General features: G+C 52.4%; 19 protein-coding genes and 2 pseudogenes. 8 read left to right on the top strand and 13 right to left on the bottom strand.

Features of this window, described 5'->3' with window-relative positions:
- Window positions 1-4: 4 nt before the first annotated feature.
- The 5 genes from ybdG to H9644_RS12750 all read right to left on the bottom strand — a co-directional run bounded on the left by ybdG (window position 5) and on the right by H9644_RS12750 (window position 4134).
- Entirely contained in the window at window positions 5-1252 is a 1248-nt protein-coding gene (gene ybdG, locus H9644_RS12770; RefSeq protein WP_191774806.1) for a mechanosensitive ion channel YbdG, read from the bottom strand.
- A gap of 269 nt (window positions 1253-1521) precedes the next feature.
- The gene (nfsB, locus tag H9644_RS12765; protein ID WP_191774804.1) at window positions 1522-2175 is read right to left on the bottom strand and encodes an oxygen-insensitive NAD(P)H nitroreductase; all 654 of its coding nucleotides are present in this window, start codon (window positions 2173-2175) and stop codon (window positions 1522-1524) included.
- Window positions 2176-2268: 93 nt separating this feature from the next.
- On the bottom strand, window positions 2269-2637 hold the full coding sequence (locus H9644_RS12760) for an MmcQ/YjbR family DNA-binding protein (protein ID WP_064529011.1): 369 nt from the start codon (window positions 2635-2637) through the stop codon (window positions 2269-2271).
- Between the two features lie 64 nt (window positions 2638-2701).
- Window positions 2702-2950, bottom strand: coding sequence for a DUF1158 domain-containing protein (locus H9644_RS12755; protein ID WP_000682524.1), 249 nt, complete (start codon window positions 2948-2950; stop codon window positions 2702-2704).
- 65 nt (window positions 2951-3015) lie between these two features.
- Window positions 3016-4134 (bottom strand): YbdK family carboxylate-amine ligase, encoded by a 1119-nt coding sequence (locus H9644_RS12750; RefSeq protein WP_191774802.1) that lies wholly within the window; start codon window positions 4132-4134, stop codon window positions 3016-3018.
- Window positions 4135-4275: 141 nt separating this feature from the next.
- Between H9644_RS12750 and H9644_RS12745 the strand changes: the two genes are divergently transcribed.
- Window positions 4276-4980, top strand: coding sequence for a GNAT family N-acetyltransferase (locus tag H9644_RS12745; protein ID WP_191774800.1), 705 nt, complete (start codon window positions 4276-4278; stop codon window positions 4978-4980).
- Here the strand turns inward: H9644_RS12745 and H9644_RS21835 are convergent.
- Window positions 4980-5236: pseudogene (locus tag H9644_RS21835) on the bottom strand (hypothetical protein); the annotation flags it as partial. The gene H9644_RS12745 and the pseudogene H9644_RS21835 sit on opposite strands and share 1 nt — an antisense overlap.
- Here H9644_RS21835 and hokE (H9644_RS12740) point away from each other — a divergent pair.
- The gene (hokE, locus tag H9644_RS12740) at window positions 5205-5357 is read left to right on the top strand and encodes a type I toxin-antitoxin system toxin HokE (RefSeq protein ID WP_064529094.1); all 153 of its coding nucleotides are present in this window, start codon (window positions 5205-5207) and stop codon (window positions 5355-5357) included. The pseudogene H9644_RS21835 and the gene hokE (H9644_RS12740) sit on opposite strands and share 32 nt — an antisense overlap.
- 152 nt (window positions 5358-5509) lie before the next feature.
- On the opposite strand, the pseudogene H9644_RS21830 reads toward hokE (H9644_RS12740), so the two are convergent.
- Window positions 5510-5739, bottom strand: a pseudogene (locus H9644_RS21830) (hypothetical protein).
- On the opposite strand from H9644_RS21830, the gene hokE (H9644_RS12735) reads away from it, so the two are divergent.
- Entirely contained in the window at window positions 5708-5860 is a 153-nt protein-coding gene (gene hokE, locus H9644_RS12735) for a type I toxin-antitoxin system toxin HokE (RefSeq protein ID WP_064529094.1), read from the top strand. The pseudogene H9644_RS21830 and the gene hokE (H9644_RS12735) sit on opposite strands and share 32 nt — an antisense overlap.
- Before the next feature lie 121 nt (window positions 5861-5981).
- Here hokE (H9644_RS12735) and entD read toward each other — a convergent pair whose 3' ends face one another.
- Both entD and fepA read right to left on the bottom strand, forming a co-directional pair.
- The gene (entD, locus tag H9644_RS12730) at window positions 5982-6602 is read right to left on the bottom strand and encodes an enterobactin synthase subunit EntD (RefSeq protein ID WP_077883523.1); all 621 of its coding nucleotides are present in this window, start codon (window positions 6600-6602) and stop codon (window positions 5982-5984) included.
- A 173-nt stretch (window positions 6603-6775) separates the two neighbouring features.
- A complete protein-coding gene (gene fepA, locus H9644_RS12725; protein ID WP_105289167.1) occupies window positions 6776-9016 on the bottom strand; it encodes a siderophore enterobactin receptor FepA in 2241 nt (746 codons plus the stop codon).
- Between the two features lie 242 nt (window positions 9017-9258).
- On the opposite strand from fepA, the gene fes reads away from it, so the two are divergent.
- The 4 genes from fes (at window position 9259) to wzz(fepE) (ending at window position 15946) form a co-directional block, all read left to right on the top strand.
- Window positions 9259-10461: an enterochelin esterase gene (gene fes / locus H9644_RS12720; protein WP_191774798.1), complete on the top strand. Its 1203-nt coding sequence runs from the start codon at window positions 9259-9261 to the stop codon at window positions 10459-10461.
- 2 nt (window positions 10462-10463) lie between these two features.
- Window positions 10464-10682: an MbtH family protein gene (locus H9644_RS12715; protein ID WP_064529005.1), complete on the top strand. Its 219-nt coding sequence runs from the start codon at window positions 10464-10466 to the stop codon at window positions 10680-10682.
- Window positions 10679-14560, top strand: coding sequence for an enterobactin non-ribosomal peptide synthetase EntF (gene entF / locus H9644_RS12710; RefSeq protein ID WP_064529004.1), 3882 nt, complete (start codon window positions 10679-10681; stop codon window positions 14558-14560). The genes H9644_RS12715 and entF overlap by 4 nt, the downstream gene beginning before the upstream one ends.
- A 246-nt stretch (window positions 14561-14806) precedes the next feature.
- Window positions 14807-15946: an LPS O-antigen length regulator Wzz(fepE) gene (gene wzz(fepE), locus H9644_RS12705; protein WP_064529003.1), complete on the top strand. Its 1140-nt coding sequence runs from the start codon at window positions 14807-14809 to the stop codon at window positions 15944-15946.
- Here the strand turns inward: wzz(fepE) and fepC are convergent.
- Genes fepC through fepD form a run of 3 tightly spaced genes read right to left on the bottom strand, consistent with a single transcriptional unit; the run spans window position 15943 to window position 18748 of the window.
- Window positions 15943-16758 carry an iron-enterobactin ABC transporter ATP-binding protein gene (gene fepC, locus H9644_RS12700; RefSeq protein ID WP_191774796.1) on the bottom strand — a complete coding sequence of 272 codons (816 nt, stop codon included), beginning with the start codon at window positions 16756-16758 and terminating at the stop codon, window positions 15943-15945. The two genes, wzz(fepE) and fepC, sit on opposite strands and share 4 nt — an antisense overlap.
- The gene (gene fepG, locus H9644_RS12695) at window positions 16755-17747 is read right to left on the bottom strand and encodes an iron-enterobactin ABC transporter permease (protein WP_191774793.1); all 993 of its coding nucleotides are present in this window, start codon (window positions 17745-17747) and stop codon (window positions 16755-16757) included. Before fepG ends, fepC begins: the two co-directional genes overlap by 4 nt.
- Window positions 17744-18748 carry a Fe(3+)-siderophore ABC transporter permease gene (gene fepD / locus H9644_RS12690; protein WP_191774791.1) on the bottom strand — a complete coding sequence of 335 codons (1005 nt, stop codon included), beginning with the start codon at window positions 18746-18748 and terminating at the stop codon, window positions 17744-17746. Before fepD ends, fepG begins: the two co-directional genes overlap by 4 nt.
- 110 nt (window positions 18749-18858) lie before the next feature.
- On the opposite strand from fepD, the gene entS reads away from it, so the two are divergent.
- Entirely contained in the window at window positions 18859-20109 is a 1251-nt protein-coding gene (gene entS / locus H9644_RS12685; RefSeq protein WP_191774789.1) for an enterobactin transporter EntS, read from the top strand.
- Between the two features lie 3 nt (window positions 20110-20112).
- Here entS and fepB read toward each other — a convergent pair whose 3' ends face one another.
- Window positions 20113-21069 (bottom strand): Fe2+-enterobactin ABC transporter substrate-binding protein, encoded by a 957-nt coding sequence (gene fepB, locus H9644_RS12680; protein ID WP_064528998.1) that lies wholly within the window; start codon window positions 21067-21069, stop codon window positions 20113-20115.
- Window positions 21070-21325 lie beyond the last annotated feature (256 nt).

The raw sequence follows: 21325 nt of genomic DNA, 5'->3' as shown, positions 1-21325 counted from the left end.
TTAATTACTGCTTAAATGCACCTGCCAGGGAGCGAATATCATTGCCGGTTGGTGACTGATGAAGCCGCAGACCAAACTCTTCGACGATAGCAAATATGTGGTCGAAAATATCAGCCTGAATACTTTCATATTCCAGCCACACCACGGTGTTGGTAAACGCATAGATCTCAAGCGGTAAACCATTATCTCCCGGTGCCAGTTGGCGCACCATTAAGGTCATATCTTTACGAATCCGTGGATGGTTGCGCAGATATTCATTCAGATAGGCGCGAAATGTTCCAATATTGGTCATCCGCCGCAGGTTTAATATAGACTCCGTAGAACCTTGCTGGCGATTCCACTCATTAATTTCCTTATGGCGGCTGGTTAAATAAGGCTTTAACAAATGCGCTTTATTCAGACGTTGCATTTCGTCTTCATCAAGAAAACGAATACTGGTGACATCAATACTGATACTGCGCTTAATACGCCGCCCACCGGATGCTGACATTCCGCTCCAGTTTTTAAAGGAGTCGGACACCAGTGACCAGGTGGGAATGGTGGTAATGGTATTGTCCCAGTTGCGCACTTTGACGGTGGTTAAACCAATATCAATTACTGCACCATCCGCGCCATATTTTGGCATCTCCAGCCAGTCGCCCAGTTTCAGCATATCGTTTGCGGAAAGCTGAATGCCGGCCACCAGACCGAGGATCGGATCTTTAAACACCAACATCAGCACTGCGGCCATTGCGCCAAGACCACTGATCAGAATTGCTGGCGACTGGCCAATCAGCAGCGAGATCATCAATATGCCGACCAGAATTGCGCCGATCAGTTTGATCCCCTGAAATATTCCTTTCAACGGTAACTGCTTTGCCGCCGGGAATTTCTGCGCCAGATTTAAAATAACATCCAGCAAAGAGAAGACCGAAAGCAACGCATACATCATGATCCACAACTGCGCGCAGGTGGTCAGAATATCAGCCGCTTCGGTGCCTTTTTGCAGCCAGAATACCGCCTGAATATTGACGATAATCCCCTGCAGGGTAAAAGCTAAACGGTGGAAGAGTTTATTCTGGGTAATGATTTGCAACCACAGTCTTGAACTGGCGATGGCGCGTTTTTCGAAGGTACGTAGTACCACCCAGTGCAAAATAATATGCACGACAACGGCGGTCAGAAAAATAATACCGAAAATCATCACCATCGAGGTGGTGTGATCAATCTCGATACCCGCTAAATCTTCAACCTGGGATATTAAATCCTGCATAACATCTCCTTTATACAACAGCGGCCTATGATGACGGCTGAAACAGGGTTATGCAAATCAGGAGAATCTGAGGGGGAATTTCCTGCGAGGGCTGATGGCAAATATAAAATTGCCTGATGCGCTACGCTTATCAGGCCTGGGTGGTTCTGCAATATATTGAATTAGCAAGATTTTGCAGGCCGGATAAGGCGATCACGCCGCATCCGGCATAAACAAAGCGCACTTTGTCAGCAATCTGAGCCGGGATTGGCTCCCGGCTGCCAGGAGAATTACACTTCGGTTAAGGTGATGTTTTGCGGCAGACGAGATTTCGGCAGCGTAGCGTTAAAATCTTCAACGCTGTGATGACCGACCGGAACAACCACCAGACTGGTGTAGCCTTTCTCTTTCAAACCAAATTCTTCATCGAGGATGGCGGCATCAAAACCTTCGATTGGTACCGCGTCCAGACCCAGTGCTGCAACACCCAGCAGGAAGTTACCAACATTGAGATAAACCTGTTTTGCCATCCACTCTGCATCATCATGCAGATCTTTACGGTGCATATCGGCGAAGAACTTGCGACCTTTATCGTTGGCGGCTTTCGCTTCCGGCGTGGCAAAGCGGCCATCGGCATCTTCCTGGTCAACAACCAGTTTCAGCCAGGCATCGTCCATCGCAGTTTTCGCGCAGAACACCACGACGTGCGAGGCATCAAGCATTTTGCGCTCGTTGAACACGTAATTTTCGGCGGCGGATTTAGCAATACGCGCTTTGCCTTCTTCGGTGCTGGCAACAATAAAATGCCACGGCTGGGAGTTGGTGCTGGATGGGCTGTATTGCAGCAGGGTTTTGATCTGCTCTGCCTGTTCTGGGGTAAGTTTTTTGCTGGCATCAAATGCCTTAGTGGAATGACGCTTTAAGGCGACAGAAATGATATCCATAAAGACTCCATGTGTATGTAATTTTGCGTGCCAGCAGATTACAAGGATCGAAGTAAAATGGTAAGCGAGAAAAATGCTCTATAGATTTTCGTTTTAGCCAGGACGCACTCTTTTTTGATCGCGTTTCGCCAGGCCATCAACCACCAGATTCCATGAATCGTTGATCAGATCGCGAAGTAACGCTTCGGCGATTTCCTCACCGGGATAGACCGAAATCCAGTGCTTTTTATTCATGTGATATCCAGGCTTAATGCTCGGGTATATCTGCTGATTTAACAGGGATTTTTGTGGATCGGACTTCAAATTGATAAAAGGGATGCCGCGCAGCTCCGACGACAGCATAAAAATCTTGCCGCCAATTTTAAACACATCAAACTCCGGGCCGAACGGCCAGCAAAGTTCGACAAAAGGTAGCTCAAGGGCCAGGCGTTTCGCCGTTTCGTGCAGTGATTGCTTATCCATAAACGTTCCTTTAGGCGAAGGAGAATAAGCAAAGTATGCCGCGAAGTACGGCGATAATCGACGTTTAATCCGCCAGAGAGAACCAGCGTCGCCAGATAAATCTAAGAACAAAATACTCAATAGCGCCCAGCACTAAAAACCACAGGCAAAACAATAAAGTGTAAAGCTGACTCAGATCCATCAGATGGAACGTGGTCACCAGTTTTTGTGCCAGCGTCAGCCCCAGTGCGGGGGCGGGCAGCAGCAGGCAGGAGAGAAAAGCCATCAGCAAAATGCCTGCTGCGGTGGTCAAGGTTTCTAAAGGGTGTTTCATAACATTGTTAAATGTAAGTTAAAACACCATTGTCAGGGATATTCTTCTGTAAGGCAATTCCCGGCTTAGTCTCCGGTCCAGATCTCACAATGCTTTTTCACCAGCCCAATCAGCGAGCCACCATCGGCGACGAAATCGCGCATCAACTGTGCTTCATTCAGACCGCTGGCAACCTGGCGGTGCAGTGCTTCAATCGCGCTCGATGCGCCAATTTTATGTGCGGAAGGGGCGATTTTTTCCAGTAAACGCAAGGTGTCTTCCGTTAGTGGCCGACGATCGCCAGTGTGCGGATCGGTAATGACGCCTTCCAGCCCATAGCGGCAGGCCTGGAAACGGTTGAATTTATACAGCAGGTAATCTTTCTCCTGATGTTTGAACGGGCGTTCCGTCAGTAACCACTGGGCGGTAACCTGAATCAATCCCGCCATATTTACCGCATGGCTAAGAGTTAACGGAGTATCCATCACCCGGACCTCCACCGTGCCAAAATGGGGACTGGGGCGAATATCCCAGTGTAGATCTTTAATGCTGTCGATCATCGTGGTGTAACTCAGGCAGCGAAACAGGGTTTCAAATTGCTGCCAGTTACTGACCCACGGCATTGGGCCATTATCGGGAAAGGCGGAAAAAATATTCGGTCTTGAGGAGGCAAAGCGTGTATCCGTTCCTTGCATATACGGCGACGCGGCGGAAAGGGCGATAAAGTGCGGTACAAACCGCGATAGGCCGTGCAGCAAATAAATAGCATCATCGCCACTGGCGCAGCCAACGTGCACGTGTTGACCAAAAACCGTCGCCTGCTGAATGAGATAGCCAAAGTTTTCCAGCGTTCGTTGATAACGCTCGTTGTCGCATACCTCCTGACGCTGCCATTTCTGAAACGGGTGCGTGCCACCGCCGCAAATTTCCAGATGATGGTCTGCGGCTGCCTGCAATACAACTTTCTGCATCGCTGAAAATTGTCCGGCAGCCTGGTTGATATCACGACAAACGCCAGTCGCCAGTTCCAGCATACTTTCGGTGATATCGTGCTTCACTTCCCCGGCAGTGATCTTACTTTTAACCGCGTCAATCAGTGTTGAAGAGTCCTGGCTTAAATCATATCCCGGCGGATTAACCACCTGCATTTCCAGTTCAATACCGAGAGTAAAGGGTTCAGAAACATGAAAGTCGGGTAATGGCATAGGTTTCTCTTATGTTGGTATGTTCTATTCAGTATAGAAGTGGGAGTGGCTGGCTGAGATGCGGAAGTTCTGGAATGTTTCTATCTGATTGTGGTTGCGAACTGATATAACAGTTTAAAACATCAGCAAAAGGGGAAGGTCGTGCCGGAAATTAATCAATATGGACAGACGGTAGGCGATGCGCTACCGGGCTGGCAGGGCGCGGCGGTTTTACCGCGTCATTTACTGGAAGGACAATGGTGTCGACTGGAGCCACTAGACGCACAACGTCACGCTGGCGATTTGTTTGATGCATATGCTCAGGCGCCAGACGAGCGTGACTGGACGTGGCTTGCCAGCAGTCGTCCGGCAAGTGTTGCAGCTACCGAGTCGTGGGTTGCTGGCAAAGTGAATGATCTTTCACTGGTGCCATTTGCAGTGGTTGATAATCGTTCAGCGCGCGCCGTTGGGTTGGTCTGTTTTATGGCAATCGAACGCGAACATGGTTCGGTTGAAATCGGCCATGTTACCTGGTCGCCGCGAATGAAAAATAGTGTGCTCGGTACTGAAGCGATTTGGTTACTGCTGCAATGTGCCTTTACGCATGGCTATCGTCGTGTGGAATGGAAATGTGATTCTCTTAACCTGGCATCACGTCGTGCCGCTGAACGTTTAGGTTTTGTTTTTGAAGGTCGTTTCCGACAGAAAATTGTGCGCAAAGGGCGTAACCGTGACAGCGACTGGTTATCGATTATTGATAGCGAATGGCCGCAATGTGACAAGGTGCTGCAGAGCTGGCTGGCGGCGGAGAATTTTGACGAGCAGGGGAGGCAGAAAAAAAGCCTGGCCCAGTTGCGGATCGAATAATGAATAACGGAAAGTCCGAAACAAGATTTGCTGTATAAATAAACAGTAATTTTGCTAAGGAAGGGTAAGATAACTGCGGGTGCCTGAAGCTTTCCGGTTTCAGGTTTACTCTGAGGTCTGGAAAGATGAAGCCCCAGGACGATATTTCTATCAACCCTGGGGCTGCCACTCCAAACCAGACAATTTGGATGGTAGTCCCTTCTTCGCATGGAGGCAATATAAACATGCTGACGAAATATGCCCTTGTGGCAGTCATAGTGCTGTGTTTAACGGCGCTGGGATTTACGCTTCTGGTCCGCGACTCGCTGTGTGAGTTTACGGTGAAGGAACGTAATATTGAGTTTAAGGCTGTTCTCGCTTACGAACCGAAGAAGTAGCCGTTGTGCGGGGAGTAATCCCCGCATATCCAGTTGTCAGGTCAGGGTGGTAAGGTACCTGTTTTATACTTTCGCCCGTGGTCAGCAATGGCTACGGGCGATTTCGTTTTAAGAGCAATGATGAGTTTTGTCGACAGAAGTCCGAAACAGGATTAACTGTATAAATAAACAGCCATTTTGCTAAGGAAGGGTAAGATAACTGCGGGTGCCTGAAGCTTTCCGGTTTCAGGTAAACTCTGAGGTCTGGAAAGATGAAGCCCCGGGAGATATTTCTATCAACCCTGGGGCTGCCACTCCAAACCCGAACAATTTGGATGGTAGTCCCTTCTTCGCATGGAGGCAATATAAACATGCTGACGAAATATGCCCTTGTGGCAGTCATAGTGCTGTGTTTAACGGCGCTGGGATTTACGCTTCTGGTCCGCGACTCGCTGTGTGAGTTTACGGTGAAGGAACGTAATATTGAGTTTAAGGCTGTTCTCGCTTACGAACCGAAGAAGTAGCCGTTGTGCGGGGAGTAATCCCCGCATATCCGGTTGTCAGGTCAGGGTGGTAAGGCACCTGCTTTACACTTTCGCCCGCAGTCAGTGATGGCTGCGGGCGAATCGCACCAGGTGTTATCAGTTAATCGTGTTGGCACAGCGTTATGACTCTCTTTTCTTTAATCTGCCAGTGCACAGCAAACTGCTCATCCTCTCGACGAATGATGATCCGCTGTTTACTCCAGCTAATTATCTGATAATCCAGAAAACCAGGCGTGGTCTGTATCTTGCTAGCTTTAAATGCACTCTCTTTGGCGGAGAATGCCAGTGTCAGCGCTACAGAAAGGGGTAAATCGCAGCCTGCAAGAGGCTCGCGTTCTGTGGGGGCAATGATGTTGTCTGTCAGTTCTTCCGCTGTTTGCGCAGAAAAAATTTCTTCGATATCAACGCCAATTGGTTGACGAGATACTACGGCTAATGCCGTATTCTGGCAGTGGCTGATACTGCCATATAACCCCGTAGGCCACACAGGTTGGCGTAGCTCGCCGATTGTGGGTACACATTTATAGCCATATTCCCGCAAGGCATGAACAGCCGCAACCCTTCCGGCTAAATGTTCGGCTTTGCGCTTACGCCCGGCATGTTGCAGTTGTGCGTAATGCGGTAGCCAGAGTAAATCCTGTTCGCGAAAACTCGCCGGATCAAACTCAACGAAATGCAGCGTATGTCCGGCAAAGGGGAGGGAGGTATGTGTAGTTTGCATGTCGACCATATTAGAGACTGATGACAAACGCAAAACTGCCTGATGCGCTACGCTTATCAGGCCTACGTGGTTCTGCAATATATTGAATTGGCAAGACTTTGTAGGCCGGATAAGGCGTTCACGCCGCATCCGGCATGAACGACGCGCACTTTGTCAACAATCTGACGTTAGCATCAGAAGTGAGTATTAACGCTCATATACCACGTACGTCCCGGTTCATTATAGGTATACGCCCCGGCACCCGCGATATAGTTGGCTCCAGCCAAATCACCCGTGGTCTGGGCATTACCTGCACGCCACAAACGTTTGTCGAACAGGTTGTCCACGCCGCCAGTAAGACTGACGTTCTTGGTCACATCCCAGGTCGCGCTCAGGCCAACAATGCTGTACGGACTAATTTCTTTGGTTTCCGGCCCAACCGCTGGCTGGCCTTTGTAGTTGTACTTCTTCGGCTGCTGCTTGCCGTACCAGGTGAAGGTCGTTTGCATCGACAAATCTTCCCGCGCCTGCCAGCTCAACGTTGAGTTCAACGTATATTCCGGGATGATCGACAAACGGTCGCCCGTGGTTTTGTTTTCACTCTTCAGCATATAGGTGATGTTGTTGGTCCACATCACTGTTTCGCTAACCGGTACGTTTAACGATCCTTCCAGACCTTCAACCACCGCTTTCGGTACGTTATCCCACTGATAGAGATCGGTGCCGACTGCGTTTTGTCCTACAGCCACATAGCCCGCTTCAATCTTGTTGCGATAATCGTTGCGGAACCAGGTCACACCCGCCAGCCAGCCGTCGCGTTTGAACTCCAGACCAATCTCTTTGTTGATACTGGTTTCCGCTTTCAGGTCATCGTTACCCTGCAGATAGCAACCGCCCGCACTGGCATAGCAGCCCTGGCCTTTACTGTAGAGAATATAGTTCGGGTTAGTCTGGTACAGGCTCGGCGCTTTATAGGCACGGGCGATGCCCATTTTCAGCGTGAAGTCATCGCCTAACCCTTGCGAAATGTTCAGCGCCGGGCTCCAGTTATCGCCAACAATGCTGTGATGATCAAAACGTAGCCCCGGTGTCACGATGGTGCTGTCAGTCAGCTCCATGTTGTTTTCGGCAAACAGCGAGAAAATTTCCGCTTTTGAATACGGGCTACGGTCGGTGGCATTCACACCATCAATAGCACCGCCGGTGTTCGTCCCGGTCAGCGCCTGGGTGTTGGAACTTAAATCCTTCATTCGCTGCTGGTTCCACTCCGTACCCAGTGTCAGCGTCTGGTTAACGAGGAAATCAATCGGCAGGTTGACTTCGCTGTGTAGCATGACGTCATCAAGATCGATATCGACGAAATCCTGCGTCGCTTTTTCGTTAAATTTCCCTTCGGTGCCGCCCGCCAGACCTTCCGGAATACGCGAGTTTCGCGTGTGTTCGTACTGTACCCAGTTGCTGGTGGTCACGCCGTTATCCCAGCCGCCGTTCCAGGTCAGCGAGTAGTTCTGGCGATACAAGCGGTTGGTTTCATCGCCATATTTCGAGCGAGTATAGGAATCGGAGTTGGTGTTTTGGGTATCACCCGCATACAGGTTACCCTGGCGGCTGTAGCCCGCTTCCAGTTCAAGTGATTGCAGAGGCGCGAAGTCCCAGCGAACTACGCCATTAATATCCTTGTTGATCACCCCTTCGCGCCCGGCTGGCAGCGTATCCGCATATGTACCGGCGCGTGCAGACTGATGCCCCTGGTTTATGTTCCACGCATCGGCCTGGGTTTTGTCGAGGTTGCCATACAAACGGAAGCTGAATTCATCACCCAGCGGGCCGGTGAGGCTAAAGTTAGTGCGTTTGGTAGAACCTTCTTCTTTATGTTCGGGCGCATTGAAATACGCATCCCAGGAGCCGTGCCACTCACCGCTGCCTTTTTTGGTGATGATGTTAACCACACCACCCGCCGCGCCGTTGCCATAACGGGCCGCTGCCGGGCCACGCAGGACTTCAATACGTTCGATCATCTCCGGCGGCACCCAGGAGGTATCACCACGGGTATCGCGCTCGCCGCGCCAGCCCTGACGTACCGAGTTACGGCTGCTGACAGGCTTACCGTCAATCAAAATCAACGTGTTTTCCGGCCCCATGCCGCGAATATCAATCTGGCGGTTGTTGCCGCGCTGACCACTGGTGGAGTTGCCAGTCAGGTTAACGCCAGGCATGGTACGGATTATCTCCGATACATCGCGGGCAACCGGGTTTTTGCGGATTTCATCTGCGGTGATGGTCGAAACGCCGGGGGCCTGCAAGTTCTGCTCGGCGGCGGTAACGACAATGGTATCGTCATGTGAAACAGGGGGATCGGTTGGCTCTTGTGCCTGCGCTACCCCATAAATCCCCAGATTGACCAACAAGGCCAGGGAATGAATCTTCTTGTTCATTGTTTTATTCCTGCATTTTTGCCACGAATTGCAACTGTCGGGCATAGTCGTCATCAGCATGACGTTGCCCGCTACTGCGAAAACCTTTGATCCTGAAAGACACGCAGTGCAGTTGGTTAATAAATGTCCGCGCTTCCCACGGCGCGCCATTACGCTATTGCAAATGCAAATAGTTATCAATAATATTATCAATATATTTCTGTAATTAATAAAAAATTACACAATAAACATGGGGTTATGGTGTGGCGGTGTTAAAAGTGGGAAGTGAGAGCTGGTGGCAGTCGAAACATGGCCCGGAATTGCAGCGTCTGAATGATGAAATGTATCAGGTCACTTTTTGGTGGCGTGATCCACAAGGTTCTGAAGAGTACTCGACGATAAAGCGCGTATGGGTTTACATCACTGGCGTGACCGATCACCATCAGAACAGCCAGCCCCGGTCGATGCAGCGAATAGTTGGCACTGATGTCTGGCAGTGGACGACACAACTCAATGCCAACTGGCGCGGCAGCTACTGTTTTACTCCCACCGAACGTGACGACGTTTTTTCTACACCATCACCTGATCGCCTCGAATTACGTGAAGGCTGGCAAAAACTATTACCCCAGGCGATAGCCGATCCGTTGAATCCGCAAAGCTGGAAAGGAGGGCGAGGGCACGCGGTTTCTGCTCTTGAAATGCCGCAAGCGCCAATACAACCTGGTTGGGATTGTCCGCAAACGCCCGATAGCGGTGCCACAGAAATTACCTGGAAAAGTGAACGGTTGGGAAATTCCCGTCGTGTATGGATTTTTACCACTGGTAATGCGCTAGTCGAGGAGCGTCCGTTAGCTATTTTGCTTGATGGCGAATTTTGGGCGCAAAGTATGCCCGTCTGGCCTGCGCTGACTTCGCTAACCCGCCGTCAACAACTTCCTCCTGCGGTATATGTATTGATTGACGCCATCGATACTACGCACCGCGCCCATGAATTGCCGTGTAATGCTGATTTCTGGTTGGCAGTTCAGCAAGAGTTATTACCCCAGGTGAAAGCTATCACTCCTTTCAGCGACAGCCCGAAAAGCACCATTGTTGCCGGGCAAAGTTTTGGCGGCCTTTCCGCACTGTATGCCGGACTGCACTGGCCGGAACGCTTTGGCTGTGTATTAAGCCAGTCAGGATCATACTGGTGGCCGCATCGGGGCGGGCAGCAAGAGGGCGTGTTACTTGAACAGCTTAAAGCAGGTGAAGTTAGCGCCGAAGGTCTGCGCATTGTGCTTGAAGCAGGAGTTCGCGAGCCGATGATTATGCGGGCCAATCAGGCGCTATACGCGCAATTACACCCTATAAAAGAATCCATTTTCTGGCGTCAGGTTGACGGCGGACATGATGCGCTTTGTTGGCGCGGTGGTTTGATGCAGGGGCTAATCGACCTCTGGCAACCGCTTTTCCATGACAGGAGTTGAATATGGCATTCAGTAATCCCTTCGATGATCCGCAGGGAGCGTTTTACATTTTGCGCAATGCGCAGGGGCAATTCAGTCTGTGGCCGCAGCAGTGCGCGTTACCGGCAGGCTGGGACGTTGTGTGTCAGCCGCAGTTACAGGAGTCCTGCCAGCAGTGGCTGGAAGCCCACTGGCGTACTCTGACACCCGCGAATTATACCCAGCAGCAGGAGGCGCAATGAGCCAGCATTTACCTTTGGTCGCCGCACAACCCGGCATCTGGATGGCTGAAAAACTGTCGGATTTACCCTCCGCCTGGAGCGTGGCCCATTACGTTGAGTTAACCGGAGATATTGATGCACCGCTGCTGGCCCAGGCTGTGGTTGCCGGATTAGCGCAAGCGGACACTCTGCGGATGCGTTTTATAGAAGATAACGGCGAAGTCTGGCAATGGGTCGACGATGCGCTGACGTTCGAACAGCCAGAAATTATCGACCTGCGTACTAACATTGATCCTCACGGTACCGCGCTGGCATTAATGCAGGCAGATTTACAACAAGATCTGCGCGTCGATAGCGGTAAAGCGTTGGTCTTTCATCGGCTCATTCAGATAGCGGATAACCGTTGGTACTGGTATCAGCGTTACCACCATTTGCTGGTTGATGGCTTCAGTTTTCCGGCCATTACCCGCCACACAGCCAACATTTACTGTACATGGCTGCGTGGCGAACCAACGCCTGTTTCGCCGTTTACGCCTTTCGCTGACGTAGTGGAAGAGTACCAGCAATACCGCGAAAGCGAAGCCTGGCAGCGTGATGCGGCTTTCTGGGCGGAACAACGCCGTCAACTGCCGCCGCCCGCGTCACTTTCTCCTTCGCCTTTACTGGGGCGCAGCGCCACGGCAGATATTCTGCGCCTGAAACTGGAATTTACCGACGGGGATTTCCGCCAGCTGGCTACACAACTGCCGACCGTACAGCGTACCGACTTAGCTCTTGCGCTGGCATCATTGTGGCTGGGGCGATTGTGCAATCGCATGGACTACGCCGCCGGATTTATCTTCATGCGTCGACTGGGCTCGGCAGCGCTGACGGCTACCGGACCCGTGCTCAACGTTTTACCGTTGGGTATTCACATTGAAGCGCAAGAAACATTGCCGCAACTGGCAGCACGACTGGCTGATCAGTTGAAAAAAATGCGCCGCCATCAACGTTACGACGCCGAACAAATTGTCCGTGACAGCGGGCGAGCGGCAGGAGAGGAACCGCTGTTCGGTCCGGTACTCAATATCAAGGTATTTGATTATCAACTGGATATTCCTGGTGTACAGGCCAAAACCCACACTCTGGCGACCGGTCCGGTTAATGACCTTGAACTGGCGCTTTTCCCGGATGAACATGGTGGTTTGAGTATTGAGATCCTCGCCAATAAAGAGCGTTACGATGAGCCAACGTTAATCCAGCACGCCGAACGCCTGAAAATGCTGATAGCGCAGTTCGCCGCGGATCCGGCGCTGTTGTGTGGCGATGTCGATATTATGCTGCCAGATGAATATGCGCGGCTGGCGCAGATCAACACCACCCAGGTAGAAATCCCTGAAACTACGTTGAGCACGCTGGTGGCACAACAGGCGGCAAAAACACCGGATGCTCCGGCACTGGCAGATGCGCATTACCAGTTCAGCTATCGGGAAATGCGTGAGCAGGTGCTGGCGCTGGCAAATCTGCTGCGTGAGCGAGGCGTCAAACCGGGAGACAGTGTGGCGGTGGCGCTACCGCGTTCGGTCTTTTTGACCCTGGCGCTACATGCGATAGTTGAAGCAGGCGCGGCCTGGTTACCGCTGGATACGGGGTATCCGGACGAGCGCCTGAAAATGATGTTGGAAGATGCGCGCCCGTCGCTGTTAATCACCACCGACGATCAACTGCCACGCTTTAGCGATGTCCCCAATTTAACCAGCTTTTGCTATAACGCCCCGCTTACCCCACAGGGCAGTGCGCCGCTGCAACTTTCGCAGCCGCACCACACGGCTTATATCATTTTCACCTCCGGTTCCACCGGCAGGCCGAAAGGGGTGATGGTCGGTCAGAAGGCTATCGCTAACCGTCTGTTATGGATGCAAAACCATTACCCGCTCACGGGCGAAGATGTTGTCGCCCAAAAAACGCCGTGCAGTTTTGATGTCTCGGTGTGGGAGTTTTTCTGGCCGTTTATTGCTGGGGCGAAGCTGGTGATGGCCGAGCCGGAAGCGCACCGCGATCCGCTCGCTATGCAGCAGTTCTTTGCTGAATATGGCGTAACGACCACGCACTTTGTTCCCTCGATGCTGGCGGCGTTTGTTGCTTCGCTGACGCCGGAAAGCGCTCGCCAAAGTTGTGCGACGCTGAAACAGGTGTTCTGTAGTGGTGAAGCCTTACCGGCCGATTTATGCCGCGAATGGCAACAGTTAACCGGTGCGCCGCTACATAATCTGTATGGCCCAACGGAAGCGGCGGTGGATGTCAGCTGGTATCCGGCTTTTGGCGAGGAACTGGCACAGGTGCGCGGCAGCAGCGTGCCGATTGGTTATCCGGTGTGGAATACGGGTCTGCGTATTCTTGATGCGATGATGCATCCGGTGCCGCCGGGTGTGGCGGGAGATCTCTATCTCACCGGTATTCAACTGGCGCAGGGTTATCTTGGACGACCCGATCTGACCGCCAGCCGCTTTATTGCCGATCCTTTTGCCCCTGGTGAACGGATGTACCGTACTGGAGACGTTGCCCGCTGGCTGGATAACGGCGCGGTGGAGTATCTCGGGCGCAGTGACGATCAGCTAAAAATTCGTGGTCAGCGAATTGAACTGGGCGAAATCGATCGCGTGATGCAGGCGCTGCCGGATGTCGAGCAGGCTGTTACTCATGCTTGTGTCATTAACCAGGCGACAGCAACCGGCGGCGACGCGCGTCAACTGGTGGGCTATCTGGTGTCGCAATCAGGCCTGCCGCTGGATTTAACCGCATTGCAGGCGCAACTGCGCGAAACATTGCCGCCACATATGGTTCCCGTCGTTCTGCTGCAACTATCGCAATTGCCACTAAGCGCTAATGGCAAACTGGATCGAAAAGCCTTACCGTTGCCGGAGTTGAAAGCACAAACGCCAGGTCGTGCGCTGAAAGCGGGCAGTGAAACGATTATCGCCGCGGCGTTCTCGTCATTGCTGGGTTGTGACGTGCAGGATGCCGACGCTGATTTCTTCGCGCTTGGTGGTCATTCTCTACTGGCAATGAAACTTGCGGCACAACTTAGTCGACAGTTTGCCCGTCAGGTGACTCCGGGGCAGGTGATGGTCGCGTCAACCGTCGCCAAACTCGCAACGATTATTGATGGTGAAGAAGAAAACGCCCGGCATCTGGGATTTGAAACAGTTATTCCGCTGCGTGAAGGTTCTGGTCCGACGCTGTTCTGTTTCCATCCGGCGTCCGGTTTTGCCTGGCAGTTTAGTGTGCTCTCGCGTTATCTCGAACCACAATGGTCGATTATCGGCATTCAGTCGCCGCGCCCCAATGGCCCCATGCAGACGGCGACGAACCTGGATGAAGTCTGCGAAGCGCATCTGGCAACGTTGCTGGCACAACAACCGCACGGTCCTTATTACCTGCTGGGTTATTCGCTGGGTGGTACGCTGGCACAGGGCATCGCGGCGCGACTGCGTGCCCGTGGCGAACAGGTGGCATTTCTTGGTTTGCTGGATACCTGGCCGCCAGAAACGCAAAACTGGCAGGAAAAAGAAGCTAACGGTCTGGACCCGGAAGTGCTGGCGGAGATTAACCGCGAACGCGAAGCCTTCATGGCAGCCCAGCAGGGAACGGCGTCGACAGAGCTGTTTACCACCATTGAAGGCAATTATGCCGATGCAGTGCGGCTATTAACCACCGCCCATAGTGAACCGTTTGATGGCAAAGCTACGCTGTTTGTTGCGGAGCGTACACTTCAGGAAGGTATGAGCCCCGAACGCGCCTGGTCGCCGTGGATAGCAGAGCTGGATATTTATCGCCAGGATTGCGCGCATGTGGATATTATTTCTCCGGATTATTTTAAAGAAATAGGACCATTAATAAATACGCTGATTAATAACTAACCGTACGTTAGTAACGAATTTGCTATAACCTCATGCAAAACCATAATCCGACTAAATGATTATGGTTTTTTTATTCTTAAAAATTATTTATTTCTCTGAGAGCTGCACCATTGCTGGGATTGCTGAGTTTGTTATTCATTTTTGGATAATAATAGTGAAAGAGTTCTTTCGGATAATTCTCAGATACTGTTAGAATGTTATATACAACGTTGTGCTTTTATGGACTAAAATCTCAGGTTCAACTACATGTCATCACTGAATATTAAGCAGGGAAGCGATTCTCATTTTCCCGATTATCATCTGGCGCCGCCCAGCAATAATGAAATTGATTTACTTAAACTTATCGAAGTTTTGTGGTACGCAAAAACGCGGATAATAGCGGTGGCTTTTGTCTTTGCCTGCATCGGATTACTGGTGTCTTTCATCCTGCCGCAAAAGTGGACCAGCTCGGCAGCTATCACGCCCGCTGAGGCTGTTCAGTGGCAAGACCTGGAGAAAACCTTCACCAAACTGCGGGTGTTGGATCTTGACGTGAATATTGGACGTGACGATGTATTTAATCTGTTTATCAAGAAATTTCAGTCAATTAGCTTGCTGGAAGAGTACCTGCGCTCATCACCTTATGTGATGGACCAATTAAAAGAGGCGAAAATTGATGAACAGGAGTTACATCGGGCTATTGTCACATTGAGCGAGAAGATGAAAGCGGTTGATGACAACGGCAGTAAGAAAAATGAGCCGTCCGCGTTATATACCTCCTGGACGTTAAGTTTCACCGCGCCAAACCGTGAAGAGGCGCAGACAGTATTGGCAGGTTATATCGATTACATCTCTGCTCTGGTGGTTAAAGAGTCGATAGAAAATGTGCGCAATAAACTGGAACTTAAGACCCAGTTTGAAAAAGAAAAACTGGCCCAGGATCGCATTAAAACAAAAAACCAACTTGATGCTGATATTCAGCGCCTCAATTATTCACTGGATATTGCGAATGCTGCTGGAATAAAAAAGCCCGTATACAGCAATGGCCAGGCCGTTAAAGATGACCCTGATTTTTCTATTTCGCTCGGTGCTGACGGTATAGCGCGTAAGCTGGAGATTGAAAAGTCAGTCACGGATGTTGCGGAATTGAATGGTGAGTTGCGTAATCGTCAATATCTTGTTGAGAAATTAACAAAAGCAAATGTCGATGACATTAAATTTACTCCGTTTAAATATCAATTAAGCCCGTCATTACCGGTTAAAAAGGATGGTCCGGGTAAGGCGATTATCGTGATTCTTTCTGCCTTAATGGGTGGCATAGTTGCCTGCGGTGGCGTGCTTTTACATTATGCGATGGCATCCAGAAAACGGGATGCCATGATAGAGATGGACGGCCGGTTAGTTTAAATTTTCGCGGTTGAAGGTGCCGTTCGTCCGAGCGGCACCACGAGCGGCGTTCCGGCTACCGGATCGTCAATTATCATGCAGCGCAGACCGTAAATGCGTTCAATCAGTTCGGCAGTGACAATTTCTTTTGGCGCTCCCTGAGCGACAATTTTTCCTTCCCGCAGCGCAATCAAATGACTGGCGTAACGACATGCCTGATTGAGATCGTGCAGTACCGCCGCCAGGGTATAGCCTTTCTCACGATTCAGCTCGCTTAACAACTCCAGTAAATCAATCTGATGACTGATATCCAGCCAGGTTGTGGGTTCGTCGAGCAGCATAATCGCTGTTTCCTGGGCCAGCACCATTGCAATCCATGCTCGTTGTCGTTGCCCACCGGAGAGGGTATCCACGCTTTGATCCGCCAGATGGGTAATTCCGGTGGCCTGCATCGCTTTTGTGACTGCCTCTTCATCTTCTTTCCGCCAGCGGGTAAACAGCGGTTGATGCGGATAACGCCCACGCGCTACCAGCTCCTGAACGGTGATATCACCGGGCGTGGTAGCGTTTTGCGCCAGCAGACCAATTCGGCGTGCGACCTCTTTACTGGCGAAACGCTGAATCTGTTCGCCATCCAGCCAGACATGCCCGTGAGCGGGTGTCATCAGACGGCTTAACGTGCGCAGCAACGTGGATTTACCGCAGCCGTTTGGCCCGATAATCGCCGTGAAATGACCGTCAGGGATCTCCACGGTCAGATTTTCCGCGACGGTATATTTGCCATAGCCCAGGGTTAACCGTTCGCCGCGCAAACGGGCTACTGATTCGGTCATTTTTTGCGAGACTCCTGAATTAACAAGACGATAAGGTAAATACCGCCGAGGCTGACGGTGACAACGCCAACCGGAAGTTGATATGGCATAAACAGTTGTTGAGCGCAGAGATCTGCCGCCAGCAGTAACAGCGCGCCACACAGCGCCGCCTGGGTAAGCCCCCAGCGAGCGGTGCCGCTTATGCGCCGGGCAATATGCGGCGCGACCAACGCAATAAAGGAAATCGGCCCTGCCAGCGCAGTAGCTGCAGCGGTAAGCACCACCGCGACCAGCATCATTAACAGACGCGAACGTTCAACGCTGACGCCCAGCGCGCAGGCGGTGTCATCGCCCATCTCCAGCAAGCGCATCCGCCGTACCAGCAGCGCCGCACCGATTAACATCAGCACAATGATTGGTGCGGAAGGCCAGGTTTTCGCCCACGTCAGGCCATTAAGTGAACCGGCATTCCACAAACCCGCCGTTAGTGCCGTTTCTAAGGACGCTTTCAGCAACAGCCAGGTATTAAAAGCCACCAGCATGGCGCGAACGCCGATACCGATAATAATCAGACGAAAAGTGTCGATACCGTTGCGCCAGGCGAGCAGCCAGACCAGTAGAGAAGTGACAATACCGCCCGCCATTGCTGCCAGGGCGATAGCCGTCAGGTCCTGACCAAACAGCACCATCGCCACCAGCACGCCGCTCCACGCTCCTGTGTTAAAGCCCATTATGTCAGGACTGCCGAGTGGGTTACGCATCAGCGACTGAAAAATCGCGCCGCTGACGCCCAGCGCCGCGCCAATTAACAGCGCCATCAGCACGCGCGGTAAGCGCCATTCGGTGACCACCATCGTCATACTGCGCGGCGCGTCACCCATCAGTGCGGCGAATACCTGCGAGATTTCCAGCGTGACGGCACCACTGCGTAATCCCCAGATACCTGCAACCACACAGGTGGTAATTAGCAGCAAACAGGTGATGATTAATCGGCGAGAGACGTAAATCATGCGCCACCTCGCGTTTTACGTCGCACGAGGAAGATCAACACCGGCGCGCCAATAAAGGCGCTGACCACGGAAACGCGCAACTCACCGGGAACAATCACACGTCCGATGATGTCGGCAAACAGCAGCAGGGCAGGGGTAGCGAGTAGCGTAACGGGCAGCGACCAGCGATGATCGGCACCCACCAGCCAGCGCGCCATGTGCGGCATCATCAGACCAATAAAGGCAATTGGCCCAACCACCGCCGTCGCACTACCGCAAAGCACGGTAATCGCCAGCAGGCCAATTAACTGCGTCCGTGCCACGCGACTGCCCAGCGCCGTCGCCGTGTCGCTGCCGAGGCTCAAACTGTTCAGTGCGCGGCTCAGTAATAGCGCGGTTGCTCCGGCTATCAATACCGGGATCAGCACCACTTTTAAGGTGTGGAGATTACGAATGTCCAGCGAACCGGCTTGCCAGAAACGTAGCTGATCGTAGACGTCAGGATTAAGCAGGGCGATGCCGCTGGTCAGCCCTTCCAGCACCGCTGCCAGCGCCACGCCCGCCAGGGTTAAACGCACCGGACTTAACTGGCCGCCGCCCTGGCTGCCGGTAAAGGCAACAATCAACGAGGCCACCAGCGCCCCGGCGAAGGCCATCGCCAGTTGTTCTTGGGCGGAAGAGTAACCAAATAGCGCCGCGCCCAGCACAATGGCAAAGCTGGCACCGGCGTTTACGCCAAGCAAACCAGGATCGGCAAGTGGGTTTCGGGTGAGAGTTTGCATTAACGCCCCGGCAAGGCCAAGCGCGCCGCCTGCCAGTAAACCGGCAAGGGTACGCGGCAGTCGCGCGTCGAGCACGATGGTGCAATCGGCGCTCTGGCAGGTACCGGAGAGGGCCTCCAGCACCACGGAGACGGGGAGTGATTTTGCCCCAATGAGCAGGCTTAATGCCGTCGCGATAATCAGTAATAACAACAATCCGGGCACGGCAATGGCGCGTGTCACGGTAACAGAACCAGACATACGAACTTCCATGATAATGAAATTAATTATCGTTATCGATCTTATTTGGATATGTTAGCATGTGCAGCCTAAGAATAGGTATTTAAAATATTTGATGGCAAGGCATTGTAATGAATAAACAATCCTGGCTGCTTAACCTCAGCCTGTTGAAAACGCACCCGGCGTTTCGCGCAGTATTCCTCGCTCGTTTTATCTCTATTGTTTCTCTGGGGTTGCTCGGCGTCGCGGTGCCGGTACAAATCCAGATGATGACGCATTCGACCTGGCAGGTGGGACTTTCGGTGACGCTGACCGGCGGCGCTATGTTTGTTGGCCTGATGGTTGGCGGCGTGCTGGCGGATCGTTATGAGCGCAAAAAAGTGATTTTGCTGGCGCGCGGTACCTGTGGCATTGGTTTTATTGGCCTGTGTCTGAATGCGCTATTGCCAGAGCCGTCATTGCTGGCAATCTATTTGCTTGGTTTATGGGATGGTTTTTTCGCGTCGCTTGGCGTTACGACGCTGCTGGCGGCGACTCCGGCCCTGGTAGGGCGTGAAAACTTAATGCAGGCAGGGGCGATCACTATGTTGACCGTGCGCCTGGGATCGGTGATTTCGCCCATGATTGGCGGCTTACTGCTGGCGACCGGGGGCGTGGCCTGGAACTACGGGCTGGCGGCAGCAGGAACGTTTATTACCCTGCTGCCGTTGTTAAGCCTTCCAGCGCTGCCACCGCCACCGCAGCCGCGTGAGCATCCGTTGAAATCGCTTCTGGCAGCGTTACGTTTTCTGCTCGCCAGCCCGCTGGTGGGCGGCATTGCGCTGCTGGGCGGTTTGTTGACGATGGCGAGCGCGGTGCGGGTACTGTATCCGGCGCTGGCTATCAACTGGCAGATGTCGGCGGCACAGATTGGTTTTCTCTATGCGGCGATCCCGCTCGGTGCGGCTATTGGGGCGTTAACCAGCGGGAAACTGGCGCATAGCGAGCGACCAGGATTGTTGATGTTGCTCGCCACGTTGGGATCGTTTCTTGCCATTGGTCTATTTGGCCTGATGCCGATGTGGATTTTAGGCGTGTTTTGTCTGGCGCTGTTCGGCTGGCTGAGTGCTGTCAGTTCGTTGCTGCAATACACAATGCTGCAAACGCAAACCCCGGAAGCCATGTTAGGGCGGATTAACGGTTTGTGGACGGCGCAGAACGTGACGGGCGATGCCATAGGCGCGGCGCTGTTGGGCGGTCTGGGGGCGATGATGACGCCGGTGGCATCCGCAAGTGTAAGCGGTTTTGGTTTGTTGATTATCGGCGTGTTGCTGCTGCTGGTGTTGGTAGAGTTACGGCGTTTTCGCCAGACGCCGCCGCAGGTGACAGCGTCTGACAGTTAATACTTAAAACAGCGCCTTAAGTCGTTCCAGCACTTGCATGGCGCTGTAGTAATCCAGACGGAACGTCTCGGTTCCCAGCGCATAAACCTGCTTGTTTTGTACTGCAGGCAGGTGCGCGAGCAGCGGGTTGGCATAAATAGCATCAGCGTCTTTCTGATCACCTGCGAACAGGAATAGGGACTCGCCATTTAATCCGGCCGCCAGATTTTCCCCACCAAGTTGAATGATGTCATGGCGTTTGCCCTGGCTTTGGCTGGCGTTTAACCCTGCTGGCAACTTCGCCAGCGTAAAGCCGAGTTGTTCCAGCATTTGCCCTTGTGCTGATTCCGGCGTCCAGAGATTGGCACTGTGCGCGGCAGCAGTATAAACAATGGCAGTGACTGGCTGCGGTGGTAATTTGATTTGCTCTTTCGCCGCCGCCAGTTGCTTATCAAACTGCGCAATCCGCTCTGCCGCTTGTTTCTCATGCCCGGTAATTTTGCCAAGCTGCGTTAACAGCGACTGCCAGCTTTTGTCGTCGTAATTGATGATTAACGTTGGCGCGATAGTGGAAAGCTGATCGTACAGCGCCAGTGCCGAATCGCCGCCAGTCGCGCTAATTAAAATCAGATCCGGCATTTGTGCGGCTACCGCTTCGGCGTTCGGCTCTCCTATATAGAGGCGTTGCAGTTTGTGTTTTTTCGCCACCTCGCTCCACTGACGCAAGAATCCCTGGTCATCCGCGACGCGGTTATTCGGCGTAGTTGCGCCACTGGCGATGACCGGAGCATCTATCGCCAGCAGTGATCCGGTCAGGGTTACGCTGGTTGATACGATGCGCTGTGGCTGGCTTTCCAGCGTATGGCTGCCGCGGCTGTCAGTCACCTGACGCGGCCAGTCGGCGGCCTGCACTGCGGATATTCCTGAAAGCAAAAGTCCTGTTAATAGAAGGGCGTTGCGGTAGAGCGGGGCGAGTCTCACGAATCAGCTTCCTGTTATTTATAAGGTTAAGAGAGTAATGACAAATTCGGCAAAGCGCATAATCTATCCCCTCGCCCCAACCTTCGAGGGGCGCAGAACAGCATATTGCGCTCATCCAAATTCATCAATAATGCTTCTCATTTTCATTGTAACCACAAGCAGATGCAACCCCGAGTCGCAGATTGTGTTGCTGCAAGAGTTGACATAGTGCTCGTTTGCTTTTAGGTTAGCGACCGAAAATATAAATGATAATCAT

Origin of the sequence: Escherichia whittamii (assembly GCF_014836715.1) — a bacterium.
GTDB classification, from domain to species: Bacteria; Pseudomonadota; Gammaproteobacteria; order Enterobacterales; family Enterobacteriaceae; genus Escherichia; species Escherichia whittamii.
This window is presented reverse-complemented; position numbering and strand designations above follow the sequence as displayed.